Origin of the sequence: Streptococcus infantis, assembly GCF_000963255.1 — a bacterium.
GTDB classification, from domain to species: domain Bacteria; phylum Bacillota; class Bacilli; order Lactobacillales; family Streptococcaceae; genus Streptococcus; species Streptococcus nidrosiense.
In genome coordinates this window covers 38,260-62,738 of record NZ_JYOV01000017.1, presented here as the reverse complement: position 1 = coordinate 62,738, position 24,479 = coordinate 38,260, and the positions used below count along the sequence as shown (strand labels likewise).

Here is a 24,479-nt window from a genome sequence, read left to right as displayed (position 1 = left end):
TAGGAGTTCTTTTGAACTCCTTCTTTAAAATAGAAAGGTGTTTTGTATGTCTTATCAAGATTTAAAAGATTGTAAAATTATCACAGCCTTTATTACTCCTTTTCATGAAGATGGCTCTATCAATTTCGATGCCATTCCAAAGTTGATTGAACATTTATTAGCACATCATACAGACGGAATCCTCCTAGCAGGAACAACTGCTGAGAGTCCAACTCTAACTCACGATGAGGAGCTTCAGCTGTTTGCAGCTGTTCAAAAGGTTGTCAACGGACGAGTTCCTTTAATTGCCGGTGTTGGTACCAATGACACACGTGACTCTATCGAGTTCGTCAAAGAAGTAGCAGAGTTTGGTGGTTTTGCGGCTGGTCTTGCGATTGTTCCTTACTATAACAAACCATCCCAAGAAGGTATGTATCAACACTTTAAAGCTATTGCAGATGCTTCTGATTTGCCAATTATTATTTATAACATTCCAGGACGTGTCGTTGTCGAAATGACTCCTGATACCTTACTTCGTTTGGCAGAACATCCAAATATTATCGGTGTCAAAGAATGTACCAGTCTTGCCAATATGGCTTACTTGATTGAGCATAAGCCTGAAGACTTTTTGGTATACACTGGTGAAGATGGGGATGCCTTCCATGCTATGAATCTTGGTGCTGACGGTGTAATTTCTGTTGCTTCTCATACGAATGGTGATGAAATGCATGAAATGTTCACTGCGATTGAAGAGAGTGATATGAAGAAGGCAGCAGCGATTCAACGTAAATTTATTCCTAAAGTCAATGCTCTCTTCTCTTATCCAAGTCCAGCACCTGTTAAGGCAGTACTCAACTATATGGGATTCGAAGCAGGTCCAACTCGTCTACCTTTGGTTCCGGCGCCTGAAGAGGATGCTAAACGCATTATCAAGGTTGTTATTGATGGGGACTACGAAGCAACCAAGGCAACTGTCACTGGAGTCCTTCGTCCTGATTACTAAGATAACTAATATAAAAGAACTTCCTAAACAAGTAAAATTGTTGGGAAGTTTTTTTCTTTTTCTACGAATAAATAGATAGAGAGAAAAACAAGGAGTCTATCATGAAAATTAAGATTGATAATTTTGAGATTTATAAGTTGAAACAAGCAGGTCTGAGTAATCAACAGGTTCTAAAGGTACTTCAATATGGAGAAATTTATGATCAAGAATTGACTTTAGAGACCATCGCAGAAGCATCTGAGTGTAGAAATCCCGTTCTTTTTATGGAACGTTACCATAAACTCACCTTTGAAAGTATGGAGAGATTAAGAAGTGACTTTGAAAAATTTCCCTCATTTTCCATACTAGACGATGTCTATCCCTTTGCTCTCAGTGAAATCTATGATGCTCCAGTATTATTATTTTATAAGGGGGATTTAAATCTTTTAAAGCTGCCTAAGATTGCAGTTGTAGGCAGTCGCACTTGTAGTCAGTCAGGTACAAAATCAGTCCGTAAGGTTGTTCAAGAATTGGAAAATGAACTAGTCATTGTCAGTGGTCTTGCTAGGGGAATTGATACGGCAGCTCATATGTCTATTCTTCAAAGTGGCGGAAAAACTATTGCTGTCATTGGTACTGGCTTAGATGTCTACTATCCTAGATCGAATAAACGTTTGCAGGACTACATCGGTGAATATCATTTGCTACTGAGTGAATATGGACCTGGTGAAGAACCCTTAAAATATCACTTTCCAGCACGAAATCGGATTATTGCTGGCCTATGTATGGGTGTTATCGTTGCTGAGGCAAAGATGAGATCTGGTAGTTTGATTACCTGTGAGCGAGCTATGGAAGAAGGAAGAGATGTTTTTGCTATTCCAGGTAGCATTTTAGACGGTCGTTCAGATGGTTGTCATCACTTGGTTCAAGAAGGCGCAAAACTTGTTTCGAGTGGTCAGGATGTGCTAGCAGAATTTGAATTTTAAGAACTAGCAAGGTTTTATCGGTTAAACTTTTCCTCTATATATAAGAGTTAAGTCTTGACAGGTTTTTAAAAATGGTTTACACTTTATAAAGTTTATTACTTTGAAAAGGTGTGATACTGTGGCTACGGCAACAAAGAAAAAAAAATCAACAGTTAAAAAAAATCTAGTAATCGTGGAGTCTCCTGCAAAGGCTAAAACGATTGAGAAATACCTGGGTAGAAATTATAAGGTTTTAGCCAGTGTTGGTCATATTCGTGATTTGAAAAAATCCAGTATGTCAGTCGATGTAGAAAACAATTATGAACCCCAATATATCAATATTCGTGGGAAAGGTCCTCTGATCAATGACTTGAAAAAAGAAGCTAAAAAAGCCAATAAAGTCTTTCTCGCAAGTGACCCGGACCGCGAAGGAGAAGCAATTTCTTGGCATTTAGCTCATATTCTTAATCTAGATGAAAATGATGCTAACCGTGTTGTTTTCAACGAGATTACCAAGGATGCGGTAAAAAATGCCTTTAAAGAACCTCGTAAGATTGATATGGATTTGGTGGATGCCCAACAAGCCCGTCGTGTCTTGGACCGCTTGGTAGGTTATTCTATTTCACCAATTTTATGGAAAAAGGTCAAAAAGGGCTTGTCAGCTGGCCGTGTTCAGTCTGTTGCTCTCAAGTTAATCATTGACCGTGAAAATGAGATCAATGCTTTTCAACCAGAAGAATATTGGACTATTGATGGAGTCTTCAAAAAGGGGACTAAGCAATTCCAAGCATCTTTCTATGGAATGAATGGCAAGAAGATGAAATTGACTAGTAATGAAGAGGTCAAAGAAGTCTTGTCTCACCTATCCAGCAAAGACTTTACAGTGGATCAGGTAGATAAAAAAGAGCGCAAGCGTAACGCTCCACTACCTTATACTACCTCAACTATGCAGATGGATGCAGCCAACAAGATTAATTTCCGTACTCGAAAGACCATGATGGTTGCCCAGCAACTCTATGAAGGGATTAATATTGGTACGGGCGTCCAAGGTTTGATCACCTATATGCGTACAGACTCGACTCGTATCAGTCCAGTTGCACAAAATGAAGCTGCAAGCTACATCAATGAACGTTTTGGTAGTAAGTATTCTAAGCATGGTAGCAAGGTCAAAAATGCTACTGGTGCTCAAGATGCCCATGAGGCTATTCGCCCATCAAGTGTCTTTAACACGCCAGAAAAAATTGCTAAATACTTAGACAAAGACCAACTAAAACTCTATACCCTTATCTGGAACCGTTTTGTAGCGAGTCAGATGACTGGTGCCATCTTTGATACCATGGCTGTTAAGCTCTCTCAAAATGGAGTTCAATTTGCAGCAAATGGCAGTCAAGTTAAGTTTGATGGTTACTTGGCCATTTACAATGACTCAGATAAGAATAAGATGTTGCCGGACATGGCAGTTGGTGATGTGGTCAAACAGGTCAATAGTAAACCTGAGCAACACTTTACTCAACCACCAGCCCGATATTCTGAGGCTACTTTAATTAAGACCTTGGAAGAAAATGGAGTTGGGCGTCCATCGACTTATGCACCTACCATTGAAACTATTCAAAAGCGCTATTATGTTCGTTTGGCAGCCAAGCGTTTTGAACCGACAGAGTTGGGTGAAATTGTCAATAAACTGATTGTTGAATACTTCCCAGATATCGTCAATGTAACCTTTACAGCTGAAATGGAAGGTAAACTAGATGATGTCGAAGTCGGTAAAGAGCAGTGGCAACGTGTTATTGATGCCTTTTACAAACCCTTCTCTAAAGAGGTTGCCAAGGCTGAAGAAGAAATGGAAAAAATCCAGATCAAGGATGAACCAGCTGGATTTGATTGTGAAGTGTGTGGCAGTCCAATGGTCATTAAACTTGGTCGTTTTGGTAAGTTCTACGCTTGTAGCAATTTCCCAGATTGCCGTCATACACAGGCTATCGTGAAAGAGATTGGTGTTGAGTGTCCAAGCTGTCATCAAGGACAAATTATTGAACGAAAAACCAAGCGTAATCGTATCTTCTATGGTTGCAATCGCTATCCAGAGTGTGAATTCACTTCTTGGGACAAGCCTGTAGGGCGAGATTGTCCAAAATGTGGAAACTTCCTCATGGAGAAAAAAGTCCGTGGTGGCGGTAAGCAAATTGTTTGTAGCAATGGTGATTACGAAGAAGAAAAAATCAAATAAAAAAATGAGTCCTGAAAGTAAATTTCAGGCTCTTTTTAGTAAAGGCTTGACAAAATTCATCGTTGTATGCGAAACTAGAAGAAGATTATTTTATACTCAATGAAAATCAAAGAGCAAACTAGGAAGCTAGCCGCAGGCTGCTCAAATCACTGCTTTGAGGTTGTAGATAGAACTGACGAAGTCAGTAACATATATACGGTAAGGCGACGCTGACGTGGTTTGAAGAGATTTTCGAAGAGTATTAACTAGGAGAAGTTATGCGTATTATCTATCTGATTATTGGATTTCTGTCATTAGCTCTGGCTATTGTTGGAGTTGTCTTGCCCTTGTTGCCCACGACTCCTTTTCTTTTGTTGTCTATTGCTTGTTTTTCCAGAAGTTCCAAGCGTTTTGAAGATTGGCTTTATCATACCAAACTTTATCAGACTTACGTGGCGGACTTTCGTGAGACCAAGTCTATTGCGCGTGAACGTAAGAAAAAAATTATTGTATCGATCTATATCTTGATGGGAATTTCCATTTATTTTGCGCCTCTTTTACCAGTCAAAATTGGTTTGGGATGTTTAACCATCTTTATTACCTACTATCTTTTTAAGGTGATTCCTGATAAAGAATAACTTTAATAAGTAACGATTTTCCTTGATAAAAACAAAAACATATTCGAAATAATATGATATAATAAATTTAAACTAATCTTCAAGGAGAATCAAATGATTTATGAATTTTGTGCTGAAAATGTAACCTTGCTTGAAAAAGCTATGCAGGCAGGAGCTCGTCGCATCGAGCTTTGTGACAATCTAGCAGTTGGTGGAACAACTCCAAGCTACGGAGTAACCAAGGCAGCTGTGGAGCTGGCGGCCGACTACGATACTACCATTATGACTATGATTCGTCCACGTGGTGGTGACTTTGTTTACAATGATCTAGAAATTGCCATCATGCTTGAGGACATCGCTCTAACTGCTCAAGCAGGAAGCCAAGGCGTTGTCTTTGGTGCATTGACTGCTGATAAGAAGTTGGACAAGGCCAATCTTGAAAAATTGATTGCTGCATCTAAAGGTATGGAAATTGTTTTCCATATGGCATTTGATGAATTGAGCGACCAAGACCAGTTTGATGCTATTGATTGGCTCAGCCAAGCTGGAGTGACACGCATCCTGACTCGTGCTGGTGTATCTGGCGACTCGTTAGAGAAACGCTTTGCTCACTATCATAGAATTCTAGAACATGCTGCAGGAAAGATTGAAATTTTACCTGGTGGAGGGATTGACATGGACAACCGTCAAACCTTTATTGACCAACTGGGTGTGACACAATTACATGGAACTAAGGTCGTCTTTTAAAAAATAGAAAGGAACTGCTAGCTTTTGGTAGCAGTTTTCGCTTATGTTTGAAATTTTTAAAGCTTATCAGTTTAATAGTAAAAAGGCTAAAGGGTATGGATTTGTAGAAAATCAAGGCGTATGGAACCATAGTTCGACTATCTTGCACGGAGATTTTCTCATGATAGTTACAGTTGAGGATGGAGACTTAAGTTTTCAAGTTTATGACCAAGAAACTGGCGATCTTTATCCTCAAGTTCATATGGCAAGTATGAAAGGTACTTTTGTTGGAACTGTTCGAGAGGCTTGTTTAGAAGTTCTTTATGAAATCCGAAAGTCTTGTTTTGATGTGCAGGATTTTATTTGTCCTCAGACCAAGAGAATCATGGCACTCGTTCAAGAAAAGTATGGAAATCAATTGGAATATCTATGGGAGAAATCCCCTGATACAGCTGTTTTGCGCCATGAGGGCAATCAAAAGTGGTATGCTGTTTTGATGAAAATCTCTTGGGATAAGCTTGAAAAGGGGAGAGAAGGACTAGTGGAAGCAGTCAATCTCAAACATGATCAAGTATCTGATTTGTTGGTAAAAAAAGGGATTTATCCAGCCTTTCATATGAACAAGCGCTATTGGATAAGTGTGCCACTTGATGACAGTTTATCAGATGAAGAGGTGCTTGAATTGATCGAAAAAAGTTGGAACTTGACCTTGAAAAAGTAATTAGATTTACTTGATTTTTCAAATACTTTCAATTAGCAAAATATTCTTTACTGAAGAAATTTTCAGAAAATATTGGATTTTTTCTTGACATGTGTTTTTTCCTATGCTAAAATACTAAACAAGATATCAAACGAAGGAGAAAGTCAAACATGAAAACAGCTAAGTTTAATCAATTTGCTTTGTTGTTGAGGTACTCGGGCTAGTGCAAAAGCATTAGTCCTGTTTGGCTTACCAAGCGGGAGTAAATCAACATCTCGCTTGGAACTCCGAGCGAGATGTTTTTTTAAAACCGAATTTAGAAAAGGGGAAATCTTATGAGAACAGTTGAATTTCTAGATACTAGCCTTCGAGATGGTGAGCAGACACCAGGTGTTAATTTTTCGATCAAGGAAAAGATTGCCATTGCAAGACAACTGGAAAAATGGGGAATTTCGGCAATTGAAGCTGGTTTTCCAGCAGCTAGTCCAGACTCGTTTACTGCAGTTCAGGAAATCGCAAAAGTCTTGAAGAAAACAGCGGTGACTGGTTTAGCTCGCTCTGTTAAATCAGACATTGACGCTTGTTATGAAGCACTTAAGGATGCTAAGTATCCACAAATCCATGTTTTTATCGCTACTAGTCCTATTCATCGTGAATTTAAGTTGAATAAAAGCAAAGAGGAAATATTGGAAGCTATTAAAGAGCATGTTTCCTATGCACGGAGTAAATTTGAAGTGGTAGAATTCTCTCCTGAAGATGCGACTAGAACTGAGCTGGATTTCCTCTTACAAGTCGTTCAAACAGCGGTAGACGCAGGTGCGACTTATATCAATATTCCTGATACAGTTGGTTTTACCACACCAGAGGAATATGGGAATATCTTCAAGTATCTGATTGACAATGTTAAAACTGACCGTCAGATTATCTATTCGCCTCACTGTCACGATGACCTTGGAATGGCAGTTGCCAATAGCCTTGCTGCTGTTAAGAATGGTGCGGGGCGTGTTGAAGGAACCATTAACGGTATTGGAGAACGAGCTGGGAATGCTGCTTTAGAAGAAATAGCTGTGGCTCTCAATATTCGCCAAGATTACTACCAAGCAGAGACAAGTATCGTCCTAAACGAAACGATTAATACATCCGAAATGGTTTCTCGCTTCTCAGGGATTCCAGTTCCAAAAAATAAGGCGGTTGTTGGAGGAAATGCCTTCTCTCATGAATCAGGTATTCACCAAGACGGTGTTCTTAAAAATCCTCTCACTTATGAAATCATTACACCTGAATTGGTTGGTGTCAAGAGTAATAGTCTTCCGCTCGGTAAATTGTCTGGTCGTCATGCCTTTGTTGAGAAACTAAGAGATTTGGCTCTAGACTTTACAGACGAAGATATCAAGCCACTCTTTGCTAAGTTCAAGGCCTTGGCAGACAAGAAGCACGAAATCACAGATGCTGATATTCGAGCTCTGGTAGCTGGCACCATGGTTGAAAATCCAGAAGGCTTCCACTTTGATGACTTGCAACTTCAAACCCATTCTGAAAATGACATTGAAGCAACAGTTAGATTAGCTAATTTTGATGGTGAGAAAGTTGAATTTAATGCAGCAGGTCAAGGTTCTGTTGAAGCTATCTTCAATGCTATTGATAAATTCTTTAATCAATCTGTTCGCTTGGTATCCTATACGATTGATGCGGTAACTGATGGGATTGATGCTCAAGCACGTGTATTGGTAACTGTTGAAAACAGAGATACAGAGACTATCTTTAACGCAGCTGGACTTGATTTCGATGTGTTGAAGGCTTCGGCTATCGCTTATATCAATGCTAATACCTTTGTTCAAAAAGAGAATGCTGGTGAGATGGGAACAACAGTTTCCTATCGTGACATGCCTAGCGTGTAAAGGAGAAAGCTATGACAAAGAAAATAGTGGCCCTAACAGGTGATGGTATAGGCCCAGAAATCATGGAATCTGGTTTAGAAGTTTTGGAGGCTCTAGCTGAAAAAACAGGTTTTGACTATGAGATTGACAGACGACCTTTTGGAGGGGCGGGTATTGATGCTGCAGGACATCCCTTGCCAGACGAAACGCTCAAGGCTTCTAGAGAAGCGGATGCTATTCTACTCGCTGCAATCGGTAGTCCTCAGTATGATGATGCTCCAGTTCGACCTGAACAAGGGCTTCTGGCTCTCCGAAAGGAACTTAATCTCAATGCTAATATTCGTCCGGTTAAAATCTTTGAGAGTCTAAAGCATTTGTCACCACTCAAGCCAGAACTAATAACTGGTGTTGACTTTGTAGTAGTGCGTGAGTTGACAGGTGGGATTTACTTTGGAGATCATATCCTTGAAGAGAAATCGGCACGTGATATCAATGAATACAGCTATGAAGAAGTAGAGAGGATTATACGCAAGGCCTTTGAAATTGCAAGAAGTCGGAGAAAAGTTGTTACCAGTATCGATAAGCAAAATGTTTTGGCAACATCAAAACTATGGCGGAGAGTTGCTGATGAAGTCGCAAAAGATTTTCCAGATGTAACTTTGAAACACCAGTTGGTCGACTCAGCTGCCATGCTCATGATTACAAATCCAGCTAAGTTCGATGTTATCGTGACTGAGAATCTTTTCGGAGATATTTTATCTGATGAATCAAGCGTTTTATCTGGTACACTCGGGGTTATGCCATCAGCCAGCCACTCTGAAGATGGTCCGAGTCTCTATGAACCGATTCACGGTTCGGCACCTGATATTGCTGGACAAGGAATTGCAAATCCTATTTCCATGATTTTGTCAGTTGCCATGATGCTGAGAGACAGCTTTGGACGTTATGAGGATGCGCAGCGTATCGAACGTGCTGTTGAAGCTAGTTTAGCGGCTGGCATTTTAACAAGAGATATAGGAGGACAGGCTTCGACTAAAGAAATGACAGAAGCCATTATCGCAAGACTATGAAACTAAACGAAGGAATAACTTTTGCCCTCCTGATTTGGAATCTTATCATTTTCTCGATCTATGGCATTGACAAATTCAAGGCAAGAAGAGGTGCTTGGCGAATACCTGAAAAATATTTACTATCATTTGCATTCTTTTGTGGTGGTTTTGGGGCCTGGTTGGCAGGAATCACTTTTCATCACAAGACTAGAAAATGGTACTTTAAAACAGTTTGGTTCCTAGGAATAGTAACTACACTAGTGGCTTTGTATTTTGTATGGAGGTAATGAATGGCAGGAAAATCGATTTTTGATAAATTATGGGACCTCCATGTAATCACAGGAGAAGAGGGACAACCGCAACTCATGTATGTGGATCAACACTATATCCACGAAGTGACCAGTCCTCAGGCATTTCAAGGATTACGAGACACAGGACGCAGATTGAGACGACCAGACTTGACATTTGGTACCTTTGACCACAATGTTCCAACGGTTAATATTTACGATATTCGAGATGTAATCTCCAAAGCACAGATTGATAAGTTGGCAGAAAATGTTGAGGAATTTGGGATTGAATATGCGGCCCACGGTTCTGAAAAACAAGGCATCGTTCACATGGTTGGTCCAGAAACAGGACGAACACAACCAGGAAAATTCATCGTCTGTGGTGATAGCCATACAGCAACCCATGGGGCTTTTGGAGCGATTGCATTTGGAATTGGAACTAGTGAGGTTGAACATGTCTTTGCAACTCAAACCATTTGGCAGGTTAAACCCAAGAAAATGTTGGTAGAATTCACAGGAGTTCCTCAAAAAGGAGTCTATTCCAAGGACTTCATTTTAGCCTTGATTGCCAAGTACGGTGTTGCTTGTGGTGTTGGATACGTAGTGGAATATCGTGGCCAAGCGGTTGATGCACTTAGTATGGAAGAGCGAATGACCATCTGCAATATGTCCATCGAGTTTGGATCCAAGATGGGAATCATGAATCCAGATCAGACCACCTATGACTATCTTGAGGGACGTGAGTGTGTTCCCAAGGATTTTGATGCAGCAGTAGCTGATTGGAAAAGACTGGTTAGTGATGACGATGCCGTTTATGACAAGGTTATCCGTATGGATGTTTCAGAATTGGCTCCTATGGTGACTTGGGGAACCAATCCAGCTATGGGTGTTGATTTTGATAGTAGCTTCCCAGAAATAAAGGATATGAATGATGAACGGGCCTATCATTACATGGATTTACAACCAGGTCAGTCACCAGCAGATATCCAACTAGGCTATGTCTTTATCGGTTCTTGTACCAATGCTCGACTTAGCGATTTGCAACTGGCTGCTCGATTTGTCGAAGGGAAGAAAATTGCTCCCAACCTGACAGCAATCGTGGTACCTGGTTCTCGACCAGTCAAGCGAGCTGCTGAAAAGTTGGGATTGGATAAGATTTTCCAAGATGCTGGCTTTGAGTGGAGAGACCCAGGTTGCTCTATGTGTCTAGGGATGAATCCTGACAAGGTACCAGATGGTGTTCACTGCGCCTCAACTAGTAATCGTAACTTTGAAGATAGACAGGGATTTGGAGCGAAGACCCATCTTTGTAGTCCAGCAATGGCAGCTGCGGCAGCTATCGCAGGGCGTTTCGTAGATGTTCGGCAAATGCCAGAGGCCCAGTAAGGAGAGGATATGGAAAAATTTACAGTTTATACAGGAACAACGGTTCCTCTTATGAATGATAATATTGATACCGACCAAATCCTACCCAAGCAGTTTCTAAAGTTAGTTGATAAAAAAGGCTTTGGTAAGTACCTCATGTATGCTTGGCGTTATGTTGATGATCAGTATACTGAGGATCCAGACTTTGTCTTTAACCGACCTGAATATCGCAAAGCCAGTATTCTCATCACAGGAGATAATTTTGGCGCTGGTTCTTCGAGGGAACACGCCGCTTGGGCACTAGCAGATTACGGTTTTAAGGTCGTGATTGCAGGCTCTTTTGGAGATATTCATTACAATAATGAACTCAATAATGGTATGTTGCCTATTGTACAGCCTAGGGAGGTTAGAGAAAAGCTAGCCCAACTTAAACCGACCGACCAGGTAACTGTGGACTTGAAACAACAAACAATCATCACACCAGTCGGAGAATTCTCCTTTGAAATCGATAGCGAATGGAAACACAAGCTTTTAAATGGTTTGGATGATATCGGTATTACTTTGCAGTATGAAGACTTGATTGCTGCTTATGAAAAACAACGACCAGCCTACTGGCAGGATTAGAAAAAATAGAAAAGGAAATAGAACTATGACAAAACACATTCAATGGAACGGAACACTTTCACAAGAAGGCTATGATATTTTAAAAGGTGAGGGCGGATGTATTGTTTGCCCTACAAAAGTTGGTTACATTATCATGACTAGCGACAAGGCAGGACTTGAGCGCAAGTTTGAAGCCAAAGAACGTAATCGTAATAAACCAGGAGTAGTCCTCTGTGGTAGCATGGACGAGCTTCGCGCTTTAGCACAACTCAACCCAGAAATTGAAGCATTCTATCAAAAACATTGGGATGAAGACATTCTTCTTGGTTGTATCCTTCCATGGAAACCAGAAGCTTTTGAAAAATTGAAAGCATACGGTGATGGTCGTGAAGAACTTATGACCGATGTGCGTGGAACGAGCTGTTTCGTTATCAAGTTTGGGAAAGCTGGTGAACAATTAGCTGCCAAACTTTGGGAAGAAGGCAAGATGGTCTACGCTTCATCTGCAAACCCATCTGGAAAAGGAAATCGTGGTAAGGTTGAAGGTATCGGTGAACGTATCGAAGGAGCAGTGGACCTTGTCATTGAGGCAGACGACTACGTTGCTTCAATCCAGCCAGACAAAACAGTTGAAACACGCTACGAACAGGGCGTGATGGTGTCTATGGTCGATAAAGATGGCAAGCTTATCCCAGAACAAGGAGGAGCACGCTCAACTTCACCAGCGCCAGTTGTGATTCGTAAAGGGCTTGACATTGATAAGATTATGATGCACCTGTCAGATACCTTTAACTCATGGGATTACCGTCAGGGCGAGTATTATTAAGATTGAAAAGAAGTCTAGTGTTAAGAGCAGTTGAAGCTCCTAACGCTGGGCTTTTTCTTTAGAAATTCTTTTCATTTTTTATAGGATATGATATGCTAGATGCAGAATATATATTAATAGAATGTGGTTTTTTTCAAAGTAAAATATCTTACTTCGAACGAAACAAATATAATTTACGTCTAACAATAAATTTTTAATAAGTAAGGAAAACACAATGGTTTCAAAACAAACTTTCATTGACAGGATAAAAAAAGAATTCCCAGATGCAATTGAAAATCAAACAAAAAGTTATATTTCTTTTCAGGTTAAAAATAGGAAAGGAAAGTTACAAAATTTTATAGAGATTAATTTTCAGAATAAAGGAATAAAGATTGCTATTCTCTCCAAAAGTCTTCGTGATTCAGATTTTTTTATTTTTAATAAGAAGCCTGATTCATTTGGTTGGACACTTGATGCTGAGTATTTTATTAAGGACGAAAATTCATTAAATGAGATTTTACCTTTTATAAATAAATCTTATGAGTTTGTAAAAAGTGGAATTAACTCAGAGTGTTATAAAATTTTCAGAGAATTTTTGTCTAAATTTGTGAATCAAGCAAATATCTATAATTCGAAAGATATAGAAATGAAACGTTCTCAAAAATTAGATGGAGCTGAACATATTTATCCTGCTCTAACTATTGAAGGTATTCCATACAAAGTTGAAATGCTTAACACAGGTCATTTTGGTCCAAGGAGTGGTAATGGATATATAAAATCACCTTATTTTGGTTATCGGTTGAGTGTCATTGATAACTCATGGATAAATATAAGGTGTGGTTTTCATAGATTTAAAGTCACAGAATTTAAAATAGTAAAATGGTATAGTAATAATCAAGATGAAGATTTAGGGTACAAATACCTTGTCAAAGATTTAGAGCTAGAATCAACTGCTGAACCTAATGAAATTTTAATAGAGTTTTATGACAATTTTACTAGTTTTTATAGAGAAGCAGAAAAGGAAGATATAAACATGTCAGAAAATATCAACAAGTATAAAAATATTTTATTACAATCCCAAAACCTCATTCTCCGTGGTGCACCAGGTACTGGGAAAACTTACCTTGCTAAAGAAATTGCCTTAGAATTAACAAGTGGCAATGAAGATCAAATCGGTTTTGTACAGTTTCACCCTTCTTATGACTATACGGATTTTGTAGAGGGATTGAGACCGGTTTCAAATGGGGACGGAGCTATTAACTTTAAATTACAAGATGGTATTTTTAAGCAGTTTTGTCAGAAAGCTAAAGAAGCCCAGAAGACTGGAGGACAAGATAATTTTGAAGAAACGTGGACTAAGCTAACTAATGCTATCAATGAAAAACAGGGGCACTATATGTTCCCTCGTAGTTCTGTTCCAGCTAGCTTAAACAGTCAAGGAAATGTGAAATTTGATTCTCCTGTTGCTACTAAAGAGAAAGTTTATCTTTTATACAAGGGTGAAGAGACTAATCTAAAGTACGAAACTTATCAAAACATTGTTTTGGATCACATGAAAGAAAGTTACGGATTATGTGATTATGTTTCCCCAACAGATATTGACACAGATAAGAACTTCGTCTTCATCATCGATGAGATTAATCGTGGTGAGATTTCTAAGATTTTTGGCGAACTATTTTTCTCTATCGATCCTGGTTATCGTGGTGAGAAGGGGAGTGTTTCTACCCAGTATGCTAATTTACATGAGACTAATGACAAATTTTATATTCCTGAGAATGTTTACATCATTGGAACTATGAATGATATCGACCGTTCGGTGGACACCTTTGATTTTGCAATGCGCCGTCGTTTCCGTTTTGTTGAAGTTACTGCTGAAAGCCAATTAGGAATGCTGGATGATGTTCTTGGCGATAAAGCGGAAGAAGCTAAAATCCGCCTAAGAAATTTGAATACTGCCATCGAAAAGGTTCCGGAGCTAAACAGTCATTATCATATCGGACCAAGTTATTTTCTTAAGTTAGAGGAAGTGGATTATAATTATGAATTACTCTGGTCAGATTATCTGAAGCCACTCTTGGAAGATTACTTGTGGGGTTCTTACGAGGAAGCTGAAACTCTTGAAACATTGAAAAAAGCATTCGATCTGACAAAGAATGAACAAAAAGATCAGGCAGTAGCTGACGACAATGAAGGCGATAAAAATAATGATGCGGATAACTGATAATCAGCATGAAATTGCGAAAGAAGACTTTGTCGCAGAATTTCCCAAACTAAGCCAACTTCTCTTAGATAGAACATTAGGAAATCTTTCTCAAGAAGACAATATCTTTATTTTTCCAAATGACTTGCAGTATTCTCCTGACTTAGATAAGGATCAAAAAATCTTAGAAACTGTTAATCGGGAAATAAAGACAGGAAATGTCATTGGATTTCTTGTCTACGGTCAGGAGAGATTAACCATTTCTTCTCGTTTTTCAAACGAAAGTAATGACTATTTTTTACATTATCTATTGCAAAAGGTTCTTCATATCAATCTGACTAGTTTAGATGTTGCTTTATCGCGTGAAGATAAGCTCTATCAACTTTTGATGTATCTCTTTCCCAAGTATTTGCAAGCAGCTCTCCGAAAAGGTCTTTATAAGGAATACCAGAGATTTTCTCATAATGACAGCAATGTCAAGGGAGTGATTGATTTCGGAAATCATCTCAAGAAAAATCTTTCTTTCACGGGAAATATTGCCTACACAACTAGAGAGTTTACCTATGATAATCCTCTTATGCAGCTGATCCGTCATACAATTGAATACATGAAGAATCAGAAAAGTCTTGAGAGAGGAGTTCTTGATAATTTATTAACAAGTCGTGAAAATGTCTCTGAAATTATTCGTGTAACCCCATCTTATAAAATAGCTGATCGTGCTAAGATTATCCGACTAAATCAAACCAAGCCTCTTCGTCATGCATACTTTCGAGAGTATAGAAAATTGCAAGAGCTTTGTCTGATGATATTAAACAGAGAAAAGCACGGTTTAGGATACCAAGAGCAAAAAATCCATGGTATTCTTTTTGATGTTGCCTGGCTTTGGGAAGAGTATGTTAATACCGTGTTGCCAAAAGATTTCATCCACCCACGAAATAAGGATAAGACGGACGGTATTTCGGTATTTTCTGATCGTAAACGAAAAGTTTTCCCAGATTTTTATAATAGAGAACTAAGAACAGTTTTAGATGCTAAATATAAAAAACTAGAATTTACTGAAAAAGGAATTAACCATGAGGATTTGTTCCAGCTGATTTCTTATTCTTATATTTTAGAAGCTGAGCAGGCTGGTCTTGTTTTTCCGAGCGAGGACAAGGTTGTTGATAATGAGATAGGAAAGCTAGCAGGTTATGGAGCCCAGTTGAAAAAATGGTCTATCCAAATTCCTGGACAAGCCGAAAGTTATCAAGATTTTGTCAGGAGGATTGAGTCCTCTGAAAAAGTCTTTATCGAAAATCTAGGTAAGTGTTTGAAAGGTAAGACAAATACAGGGTGAATGTCTACTTATTATCTAAATCAAGAATTATAAACACGAACATTATTTGTTTTCGGTCATTACAATTGACAAAAAACGGACATTATTGTAAACTTGTTAGAGTAATTGTCTGGAAAAGACGCGGCTATTCCTAACTTTAGGAAGGTCTAAACAAGAGAAATGAGAGAAATATGTTAAACGAATTTCCGATCTTTGACTATGAAGATATTCAGCTAATCCCTAACAAGTGTGTTCTTAAAAGTCGTGCAGAGGCTGACACGCAGGTAACTTTAGGGAAGCATACCTTTAAATTACCAGTTGTTCCTTCCAATATGCAAACAATCCTAGATGAAAATGTTGCTGAACAACTTGCTAAGGGTGGATATTTCTATATTATGCATCGTTTTGATGAAGAAGGACGCATTCCTTTTGTTAAACGTATGCACGATCAGGGCTTGATTGCTTCAATCTCAGTAGGTGTTAAAGACTACGAGTATGATTTTGTGAGTCAATTAAAGGCTGATGCACCAGAGTACATCACCATTGATATTGCTCATGGTCATGCAGACAGCGTGATTTCAATGATTCAGCACATCAAGAAAGAATTACCTGATACTTTTGTTATCGCTGGTAATGTTGGCACTCCAGAAGCTGTGCGTGAACTTGAAAATGCTGGTGCAGATGCTACTAAGGTCGGAATCGGTCCAGGTAAAGTATGTATTACTAAGGTTAAAACTGGTTTTGGTACTGGTGGTTGGCAGTTAGCAGCCCTTCGCTGGTGTGCGAAAGCTGCGCGTAAACCAATTATTGCCGATGGTGGTATCCGTACACATGGTGATATCGCAAAGTCAATCCGTTTCGGTGCGAGCATGGTCATGATTGGTTCACTGTTCGCAGGGCATATCGAAAGTCCTGGTAAAACAGTTGAAGTGGACGGTAAACAATTCAAAGAATACTATGGTTCAGCTTCAGAATACCAAAAAGGTGCTTATAAGAATGTCGAAGGTAAGAAAATCCTTCTTCCTGCTAAAGGACATTTGCAAGATACCTTGACTGAGATGGAACAGGATTTGCAAAGTTCGATTTCTTATGCTGGAGGTCGTAAAGTAGCTGATCTTAGACATGTGGATTATGTGATTGTGAAGAACTCTATCTGGAATGGAGATGCTCACTAAAAAATATCATTACTTATTTATGCCACGAATTGGCGTGGCGTTTCTACAAGGTACCGTAAATACCTAACAATGAGTAAGCTGCAGAGATATAAGGATAGGTGTTAAATCTATTTCTTTGTTTCCTAGAGGCTTACTTGGTAAGTCTCTTTTTATTATGTGATTATTAGTCCGTCTCGCTCCGTGAGGTGCGAGACAAATAAACCACCCGTTAGACGGGTGGTTATGATTTCGGAGGTTATTGTGAAATTATTAGAAGAACGAATTTTAAAGGACGGAAACGTTCTTGGTGAGAATATTCTTAAGGTGGATTCCTTCTTGACCCACCAAGTTGATTATTCCTTGATGCGCGAGGTTGGTCGTACCTTTGCAGAGCATTTTAAAAATGCTGGTATTACCAAAGTCGTGACCATTGAAGCGTCAGGAATTGCCCCAGCCCTTTATGTGGCTGAACAGTTAGATGTTCCCATGATTTTTGCAAAAAAGGCAAAAAACATTACCATGAATGAAGGAATTTTAACTGCTGAGGTTTATTCTTTCACGAAACAAGTAACAAGTACCGTATCCATTGCAGGGAAGTTCTTATCTCCTCAAGATAAAGTATTGATTATTGATGATTTCTTGGCAAATGGTCAAGCAGCTAAAGGTTTGATTCAGATTATCGAGCAAGCTGGAGCTACAGTTGAAGCCATCGGAATTGTGATTGAAAAATCCTTCCAAGATGGCCGTCAACTGTTAGAAAAATCAGGTCATCAAGTTGTATCACTAGCGCGTTTAGAGCGTTTTGAAAATGGAAAAGTTATCTTCAAGGAGGCAGACATCTAATGAAACAACAAGAAAAACACTCACAGGCAGCCGTTCTTGGTTTGCAACACTTGCTAGCCATGTACTCAGGTTCAATCCTGGTACCAATCATGATTGCAAGTGCTTTGGGGTATTCAGCGCAACAGTTGACCTACCTTATCTCAACTGATATCTTTATGTGTGGGGTTGCAACTCTCTTACAATTGCAACTCAATAAACACTTCGGTGTTGGATTGCCAATCGTTCTTGGTGTAGCCTTCCAGTCTGTTGCTCCTCTTATCATGATTGGTCAGAGTCATGGTAGCGGTGCTATGTTCGGAGCTTTGATTGCTTCAGGGATTTATGTCATCCTGATTTCAGGTATCTTTTCTAAGGTTGCCAATCTTTTCCCTGCTATCGTAACTGGTTCTGTTATCACAACTATCGGATTGACCTTGATTCCAGTTGCCATCGGAAATATGGGAAATAACGTAGAAAAACCAACTGGTCAAAGTTTAGCCTTGGCAATGATTACAGTTCTCATTATTCTTTTAGTTAATATCTTTACAAAAGGATTTATCAAATCTATTTCCATTTTGATCGGTTTGATTGCCGGTACGATTATCGCTGCAACTATGGGCTTGGTTGACTTCTCTCCAGTAGCAGAAGCTCCACTCGTTCATATCCCAACTCCATTCTACTTCGGTGCTCCACAATTTGAGATTTCTTCTATTGTAATGATGTGTATCATCGCTACTGTATCTATGGTAGAATCAACTGGTGTGTATCTTGCCCTTTCTGATATTACTAAAGATCCAATCGATAGCACTCGTCTTCGTAATGGTTATCGCGCTGAAGGTCTTGCTGTCTTACTTGGTGGACTTTTCAATACCTTCCCTTATACAGGATTTTCACAAAACGTAGGTTTGGTGAAACTTTCAGGTATTCGTACTCGTTTACCAATCTACTACGCAGCTGGTTTCCTTATCTTGCTCGGTCTTTTGCCTAAGTTCGGTGCCTTGGCACAGATTATTCCTAGTCCTGTTCTAGGTGGAGCTATGCTCGTCATGTTCGGTTTCGTGTCTCTCCAAGGGATGCAAATCTTGGCGCGTGTAGACTTCGAACACAATGAACACAACTTCCTCATTGCAGCAGTTTCTATTTCTGCTGGGGTGGGATTAAACGGAAGCAATCTCTTCAATACTTTACCGACTGAATTACAAATGTTCTTCTCAAATGGTATTGTCATTGCAAGTACAGTAGCCATCGTCTTGAACGCTATTTTGAATCGTAAAAAATAACTAAAAGTGAGAAGCGATAGAAATATCCTTCTCATTTTCTTTTTTAGAGCTTGAGTATTGTTTATAGAGCCCTTTTTATGGTAAAATGGTTCTATGAATGAAAGAATGAAAGAGCTCGTTGAACTGCTTAATCGCTATGCGGCAGAGTATTATACAAGTGATAATCCATCTGTATCTGATAGTGAGTATGACCGTCTTTATCGTGAATTGGTAGAGTTAGAAAAAGCTCATCCTGACCAAGTTTTACCAGAAAGTCCGACACATCGTGTTGGTGGAAAGATTCTTGATGGGTTTGAGAAATATAGTCATCAGTATCCTCTTTATAGTTTGCAGGATGCTTTTTCACGTGAAGAACTCGACGCCTTTGATGCGCGTGTTCGTAAAGAATTGGATGATGTCACTTATATTTGTGAGTTGAAGATTGATGGTTTATCGATTTCCTTGACTTATGAGCAGGGAATTTTTGTTACTGGGGCAACTCGCGGTGATGGCTCCATCGGTGAAAACATCACTGAAAATCTTAAACGAGTGAAAGACATTCCTTTATCATTACCAGAAAAATTAGATATTACTGTTCGTGGTGAATGTTATATGCCGAGAGCTTCTTTTGAACAGGTCAATCAATCTCGTCAAGAAAATGGTGAGCCAGAATTTGCCAACCCAAGAAATGCGGCTGCAGGAACACTTCGTCAGTTAGATACAGCAGTAGTAGCCAAACGTAATCTTGCAACCTTCCTTTATCAGGAAGCTAGTCCTTCAACTCGGGATAGTCAAGAGAAGGTTTTGAAACATTTAGAGCAGTTAGGCTTTGTGGTTAATCAAAGACGTCTATTAGCTCATAGTATGGATGAGGTTTGGGCGTTTATTCAAGAAATTGGTCAAGAAAGAGATCAGTTGCCTTATGATATCGATGGAGTTGTGATTAAGGTCAATGATCTAGCTGGTCAGGAGCAACTAGGATTTACAGTCAAAGCACCTAAATGGGCAGTAGCATATAAATTCCCAGCAGAAGAAAAAGAAGCGAAACTTCTTTCTGTTGACTGGACTGTTGGCCGTACAGGAGTTGTGACTCCGACTGCTAATCTTACTCCAGTACAACTTGCAGGTACAACTGTAAGTCGTGCAACCCTTCATAATGTTGACTATATTGCTGAAAAGGATATCCGTAAGGATGACACCGTCATTGTCTATAAGGCAGGTGATATCATTCCAGCTGTTCTACGAGTGGTAGAATCCAAGCGAGTGTCAGAGGAAAGACTAGATATTCCAACAAACTGTCCAAGTTGTGACAGTAAGCTTTTGCATTTTGAAGATGAGGTTGCCCTTCGTTGTATCAATCCACGTTGTCCAGCTCAGATCAAGGAAGGCTTGACGCACTTCGCATCGCGTGATGCTATGAATATTTCTGGCCTTGGTCCATCTATCGTTGAGAAACTATTTGCTGCCAATTTGGTTAAGGATGTTGCAGATATTTATCGTTTGACTGTGGAAGATTTGCTCTTGCTGGATGGCGTCAAGGAAAAATCTGCTCAAAAGCTCTACCAGGCTGTTCAAGCATCCAAAGAAAATTCTGCTGAAAAACTCTTGTTTGGTTTGGGGATTCGTCATGTAGGAAGTAAGGCAAGTCAGTTGCTTTTACAAAACTTCCACTCAATCGAATCACTAGCACAAGCCAATCCTGAAGAAATTGCAAGTATCGAAAGTTTGGGAAGTGTCATTGCCCAAAGCCTACAAACCTATTTTGCTACAGAGGGTTCTGAAATCCTTTTAAGGGAATTGAAAGAATCAGGTGTTAATCTAGACTACAAAGGACAGACAGTTGCAGCAAATGCAGCCTTGTCTGGTCTAACTGTCGTATTGACAGGAAAGCTAGAGCGTCTTAATCGCTCAGAAGCTAAAAATAAATTAGAAAGTCTAGGAGCCAAGGTTACTGGTAGTGTGTCGAAAAAAACAGACCTTGTTGTAGCAGGAGCAGATGCAGGAAGCAAGCTCCAAAAAGCACAAGAACTGGGAATAGAGATTCGTGATGAAGCTTGGCTTGAGAGTTTGTAAGCTATGAAAGAAGAAAAAAAACGCGCACGTCTCATTTATAATCCGACATCAGGCCAGGAAATTATCAAGCAAAATATCGCAGAAGTCCTAGAAGTGTTAGAGAGCATGGGCTATGAAACCAGTGCTTTCCAAACCAAACCTGAACACCTGTCAGCCCAGAAAGAAGCAGAAAGAGCTGCAAAAGCTGGCTTTGATTTGGTTTTAGTAGCTGGTGGCGATGGCACCATCAATGAAGTGGTTAATGGAATTGCACCTCTGGAACAACGTCCAAAGATAGCCATCATTCCTACTGGGACTACCAATGACTATGCAAGATCATTGAAAATCCCTATGGGGGATCCAGTTGCTGCAGCGAAGATCATTGCCAAAAATGAAACCAAGAAAATTGATATTGGTCGTGCTTTTGGCGATAAGTATTTCATCAATATTGCTGCGGCAGGAGCTCTTACGGAGTTAACTTTTAGTGTTCCGAGTGAACTAAAGACGCGTCTGGGTTATCTGGCCTACGTTGCTAAAGGCATCGAGATGTTCCCAAAATCCAAAGCCCGTCCTGTTCGTATTTACCATGATTGGGGAATTTTTACAGGAGAAGTTTCTCTTGTCTTTGTTGCCTTGACCAATTCTATCGGTGGATTTGAGCAATTTGCACCTGATACCAAGCTGGATGATGGCAATTTTACGCTTATTCTAGTAAAGACAGATAAAATCCTAGATATGTTGAGTCTGCTAGTTCAAGCCATGAACGGAGGCCAACACGTATCAGATGTCAATGTTGAATATCTGAAAACTAGTAAACTCCGAATTGAAACTTTGGATCAGGAAGAGCCGTTTATGCTTAATCTTGATGGAGAATACGGTGGTGACACACCAGTAGATTTGGAAGTATGTCATAATCACATTGAGTTTTTTGTGAATTGTGAGGCGATTGATCAAGAAATTATTAGTAACATATAAAATCAAATTTAATTTAGAAATTAGGGAGAACCATGTACAATTATCCTGTACTTATTCATTACCATCGCAAGGATGAAGCCTACGAGGCTTGTAGTTTCAGTAAAAAAACAGTAGATTCAGTAGAGCTTATCAAAGAAGAAGAATATTTTGGTGCCAAATTTTCACTGACTCAATCGAGTGAAGTAGCCCTTGAGACCATGACTTTTACTGTTGAAAAAGATGGTGTCAGCAAAGAATATCCTATTCGCTTCAATTACTATCCACTTTTGACAGAGGTTTGGATTTTGGATGGAGATGATACAGTTTATTATTCTGAAAATCCAGCTATTGCCAGTCCCCACTATAAAGACCAAAATCCTTTTGCTTTTGACAAGGCAATCAATAGTGCGAGTTTCGATCACCATTGGGGTTATCAAGGAGAGTTGGGATGTCAAGTTTCTGAAAATGAAACAAGTTTTAGCTTATGGGCACCAACAGCTACTTCTGTCCAAGTAGTAGTCTATGAATCAGCGAAGAATGACGCTCCTATCCTTAAAATCTTTGAAATGGAGCGAGGAAATAGTTATTCCTATAGCCACAAGTATAATACCATTGGTGTTTGGAGTTTAACAGTTCCAGAAAACCTAGCAGGTCGTGCCTACCATTATCAAATTGACTTTCCTCATCACCAGTCATTAACTCGTGATCCATATACAATAGCGACAAGTCCTGATGGAAAACGTTCAGCCATCGTTTCAAACCAAGATCGTCAAGTTGAAGGCTTTGAGGTCAAGCATGGTACAGAAGCAACTTGGCGTTTGGAAAATCCTTGCCAAGCAGTCATTTATGAAATGCACATCCGTGATCTGACTAAGTCTGAAACATCTGGTGTTGCACCAGAATTAAGAGGAACCTTCTTAGGTGCAGCGCAAACTGGAACAGTTAACCAATATGGTCAGTCGACTGCATTTGATTACATTAAAGAACTTGGTGTCAACTATGTTCAGCTGCAACCAATTGCTGACCGTTATAAAGAATACGACGCAGATGGAAATGTAACTTATAACTGGGGATATGATCCACAAAACTACAATGCTCCAGAAACTAGCATGTCTACAAATCCAAATGATCCAGGTCAAGCTATCCGTGATTTGAAAGCTATGGTTCAAGCTTATCACGCTGCTGGTATCGGTGTTATTATGGATGTTGTTTACAATCACACCTTCTCAACGGTGGATGCGCCATTCCAAACAACGGTTCCCGATTATTATTATCGAATGAACCATGATGGAACTTACCAAAATGGAACAGGAGTCGGTAACGAAACTGCCAGTGAGCATGAAATGTTCCGTAAATATATGATTGATTCTCTTCTCTACTGGGTAAAAGAATTCAATATTGACGGTTTCCGCTTTGACTTGATGGGAATTCATGACATTAAAACCATGCAGATGATCCGATGGGCTATGGATGAAGTCGATCCTAAAATCATCCTTTATGGAGAAGGATGGGATATGGGAACTGGTCTTGCTCCTTATGATAAGGCTAAGAAAGATAATGCCTATCAATTGCCAAACATTGGATTCTTTAATGATAATCAACGTGATGCGGTTAAAGGTTGTGAAGTCTATGGTTCTATCAAATCTGGTTTTGTCAGTGGTGCAGGTACTGAGCCGATCGTCGCAAAGGCTATCCTTGGAAGCCGAGAACTGGGTTCTTACCTCAGCCCGAATCAGGTTCTTAACTATGTAGAAGCCCACGATAACTACAATTTGCATGATTTGCTTAAAACCCTTCATCCAACGGAGAGTGAAAAACGTATCATGAAGAAAGTAGAAACAGCGACAGCCATGAACCTTCTCATGCAAGGGATGGCCTTCATGGAGTTGGGGCAAGAGTTTGGCCGTACCAAGCTTGTAGCTACAGGAGAAAATGGCGAGTTGACTCACGCAGATCGTGAGAGAGCTATGAATAGTTACAATGCACCTGATAGCGTCAACCAAGTCAACTGGGATTTGATCAATGAGCGTCAAGATAGTATCGATTTTGTTCGTCAGATTATCCGACTTAAAACACAAAACAGTGCCTTTTCATACCCTACTTATGAAGAAGTCTACCGTCATGTATTTGTTCATACAGCCATTGAAAATAGTGGTTGGATTGTTTATGAGATTCATGGTGGCGAAGAGCACTTCTTGGTTGTATTCAATGCTAAAGGGGCTTCCTATTACTATGAAAATGCAGGAAACCTAGAAATGTTGGTAACCAATAGCCGTTCTAACCAAGAAAATGCCATTGACGATGTCAGTGTGGCAGTTATGAATGTTTTATCTTAAAAATTAACCAAAGACTCAAGATTTATGCTTGAGTTTTTTTATATTCCTAGACATAAAAATAAAAATGGAACTATTACTATAAATAGTTGAAAATTTCAGAAAATTTGGTAAAATTATATTAAAAGAGTTATCTACGAATATTATGTTATCGAAAAACAAAAACGTTCAGTTTTTAAGTGAGTTATTTTATATATAGATAATGAAAGTTATTTTTGTAACAGTAGCT

General features: G+C 39.4%; 20 protein-coding genes and 1 riboswitch. All 20 genes read left to right on the top strand.

Annotated features, from left to right (window positions below):
• Positions 1-46 precede the first annotated feature (46 nt).
• The 20 genes from dapA (at position 47) to pulA (ending at position 24,253) form a co-directional block, all read left to right on the top strand.
• Positions 47-982, top strand: coding sequence for a 4-hydroxy-tetrahydrodipicolinate synthase (dapA, locus tag TZ96_RS06775; protein ID WP_045763430.1), 936 nt, complete (start codon positions 47-49; stop codon positions 980-982).
• Between the two features lie 107 nt (positions 983-1,089).
• The gene (gene dprA / locus TZ96_RS06770; protein WP_142322034.1) at positions 1,090-1,947 is read left to right on the top strand and encodes a DNA-processing protein DprA; all 858 of its coding nucleotides are present in this window, start codon (positions 1,090-1,092) and stop codon (positions 1,945-1,947) included.
• 118 nt (positions 1,948-2,065) lie between these two features.
• On the top strand, positions 2,066-4,153 hold the full coding sequence (topA, locus tag TZ96_RS06765; RefSeq protein ID WP_045763428.1) for a type I DNA topoisomerase: 2,088 nt from the start codon (positions 2,066-2,068) through the stop codon (positions 4,151-4,153).
• Between the two features lie 257 nt (positions 4,154-4,410).
• Entirely contained in the window at positions 4,411-4,770 is a 360-nt protein-coding gene (locus tag TZ96_RS06760; RefSeq protein ID WP_045763427.1) for a YbaN family protein, read from the top strand.
• A 93-nt stretch (positions 4,771-4,863) separates the two neighbouring features.
• The gene (locus TZ96_RS06755; protein ID WP_045763426.1) at positions 4,864-5,496 is read left to right on the top strand and encodes a copper homeostasis protein CutC; all 633 of its coding nucleotides are present in this window, start codon (positions 4,864-4,866) and stop codon (positions 5,494-5,496) included.
• A gap of 43 nt (positions 5,497-5,539) precedes the next feature.
• Entirely contained in the window at positions 5,540-6,196 is a 657-nt protein-coding gene (locus tag TZ96_RS06750; RefSeq protein ID WP_045763425.1) for an MmcQ/YjbR family DNA-binding protein, read from the top strand.
• 314 nt (positions 6,197-6,510) lie between these two features.
• Positions 6,511-8,073: a 2-isopropylmalate synthase gene (locus TZ96_RS06745; RefSeq protein WP_045763424.1), complete on the top strand. Its 1,563-nt coding sequence runs from the start codon at positions 6,511-6,513 to the stop codon at positions 8,071-8,073.
• An 11-nt stretch (positions 8,074-8,084) separates the two neighbouring features.
• Entirely contained in the window at positions 8,085-9,122 is a 1,038-nt protein-coding gene (gene leuB / locus TZ96_RS06740; RefSeq protein ID WP_045763423.1) for a 3-isopropylmalate dehydrogenase, read from the top strand.
• Positions 9,119-9,388 (top strand): DUF1294 domain-containing protein, encoded by a 270-nt coding sequence (locus tag TZ96_RS06735; RefSeq protein WP_045763422.1) that lies wholly within the window; start codon positions 9,119-9,121, stop codon positions 9,386-9,388. The genes leuB and TZ96_RS06735 overlap by 4 nt, the downstream gene beginning before the upstream one ends.
• A gap of 3 nt (positions 9,389-9,391) precedes the next feature.
• Positions 9,392-10,774 (top strand): 3-isopropylmalate dehydratase large subunit, encoded by a 1,383-nt coding sequence (gene leuC, locus TZ96_RS06730; RefSeq protein WP_045763421.1) that lies wholly within the window; start codon positions 9,392-9,394, stop codon positions 10,772-10,774.
• A gap of 9 nt (positions 10,775-10,783) precedes the next feature.
• Positions 10,784-11,377 carry a 3-isopropylmalate dehydratase small subunit gene (gene leuD, locus TZ96_RS06725; protein WP_045763420.1) on the top strand — a complete coding sequence of 198 codons (594 nt, stop codon included), beginning with the start codon at positions 10,784-10,786 and terminating at the stop codon, positions 11,375-11,377.
• Between the two features lie 25 nt (positions 11,378-11,402).
• On the top strand, positions 11,403-12,182 hold the full coding sequence (locus TZ96_RS06720) for an L-threonylcarbamoyladenylate synthase (RefSeq protein ID WP_045763419.1): 780 nt from the start codon (positions 11,403-11,405) through the stop codon (positions 12,180-12,182).
• A 214-nt stretch (positions 12,183-12,396) separates the two neighbouring features.
• Positions 12,397-14,382, top strand: coding sequence for an McrB family protein (locus TZ96_RS06715; RefSeq protein ID WP_045763418.1), 1,986 nt, complete (start codon positions 12,397-12,399; stop codon positions 14,380-14,382).
• Positions 14,366-15,697, top strand: a complete 1,332-nt coding sequence (locus TZ96_RS06710; RefSeq protein WP_075230472.1) for an McrC family protein — start codon at positions 14,366-14,368, stop codon at positions 15,695-15,697. Before TZ96_RS06715 ends, TZ96_RS06710 begins: the two co-directional genes overlap by 17 nt.
• Positions 15,698-15,867: 170 nt before the next feature.
• Entirely contained in the window at positions 15,868-16,851 is a 984-nt protein-coding gene (gene guaC, locus TZ96_RS06705) for a GMP reductase (protein ID WP_000931194.1), read from the top strand.
• Positions 16,845-16,941, top strand: a riboswitch (purine riboswitch). Its footprint overlaps the gene before it by 7 nt.
• A 150-nt stretch (positions 16,942-17,091) precedes the next feature.
• On the top strand, positions 17,092-17,673 hold the full coding sequence (locus tag TZ96_RS06700) for a xanthine phosphoribosyltransferase (RefSeq protein WP_045763468.1): 582 nt from the start codon (positions 17,092-17,094) through the stop codon (positions 17,671-17,673).
• Positions 17,673-18,932: a nucleobase:cation symporter-2 family protein gene (locus TZ96_RS06695; RefSeq protein ID WP_045763417.1), complete on the top strand. Its 1,260-nt coding sequence runs from the start codon at positions 17,673-17,675 to the stop codon at positions 18,930-18,932. Before TZ96_RS06700 ends, TZ96_RS06695 begins: the two co-directional genes overlap by 1 nt.
• Positions 18,933-19,025: 93 nt before the next feature.
• Complete coding sequence (gene ligA / locus TZ96_RS06690; RefSeq protein ID WP_045763416.1) at positions 19,026-20,984, top strand: NAD-dependent DNA ligase LigA; 1,959 nt, start codon at positions 19,026-19,028, stop codon at positions 20,982-20,984.
• Positions 20,985-20,987: 3 nt separating this feature from the next.
• Entirely contained in the window at positions 20,988-21,938 is a 951-nt protein-coding gene (locus TZ96_RS06685) for a diacylglycerol kinase family lipid kinase (RefSeq protein ID WP_045763415.1), read from the top strand.
• Positions 21,939-21,970: 32 nt separating this feature from the next.
• Positions 21,971-24,253 carry a type I pullulanase gene (pulA, locus tag TZ96_RS06680; protein ID WP_045763414.1) on the top strand — a complete coding sequence of 761 codons (2,283 nt, stop codon included), beginning with the start codon at positions 21,971-21,973 and terminating at the stop codon, positions 24,251-24,253.
• Positions 24,254-24,479: the final 226 nt, after the last annotated feature.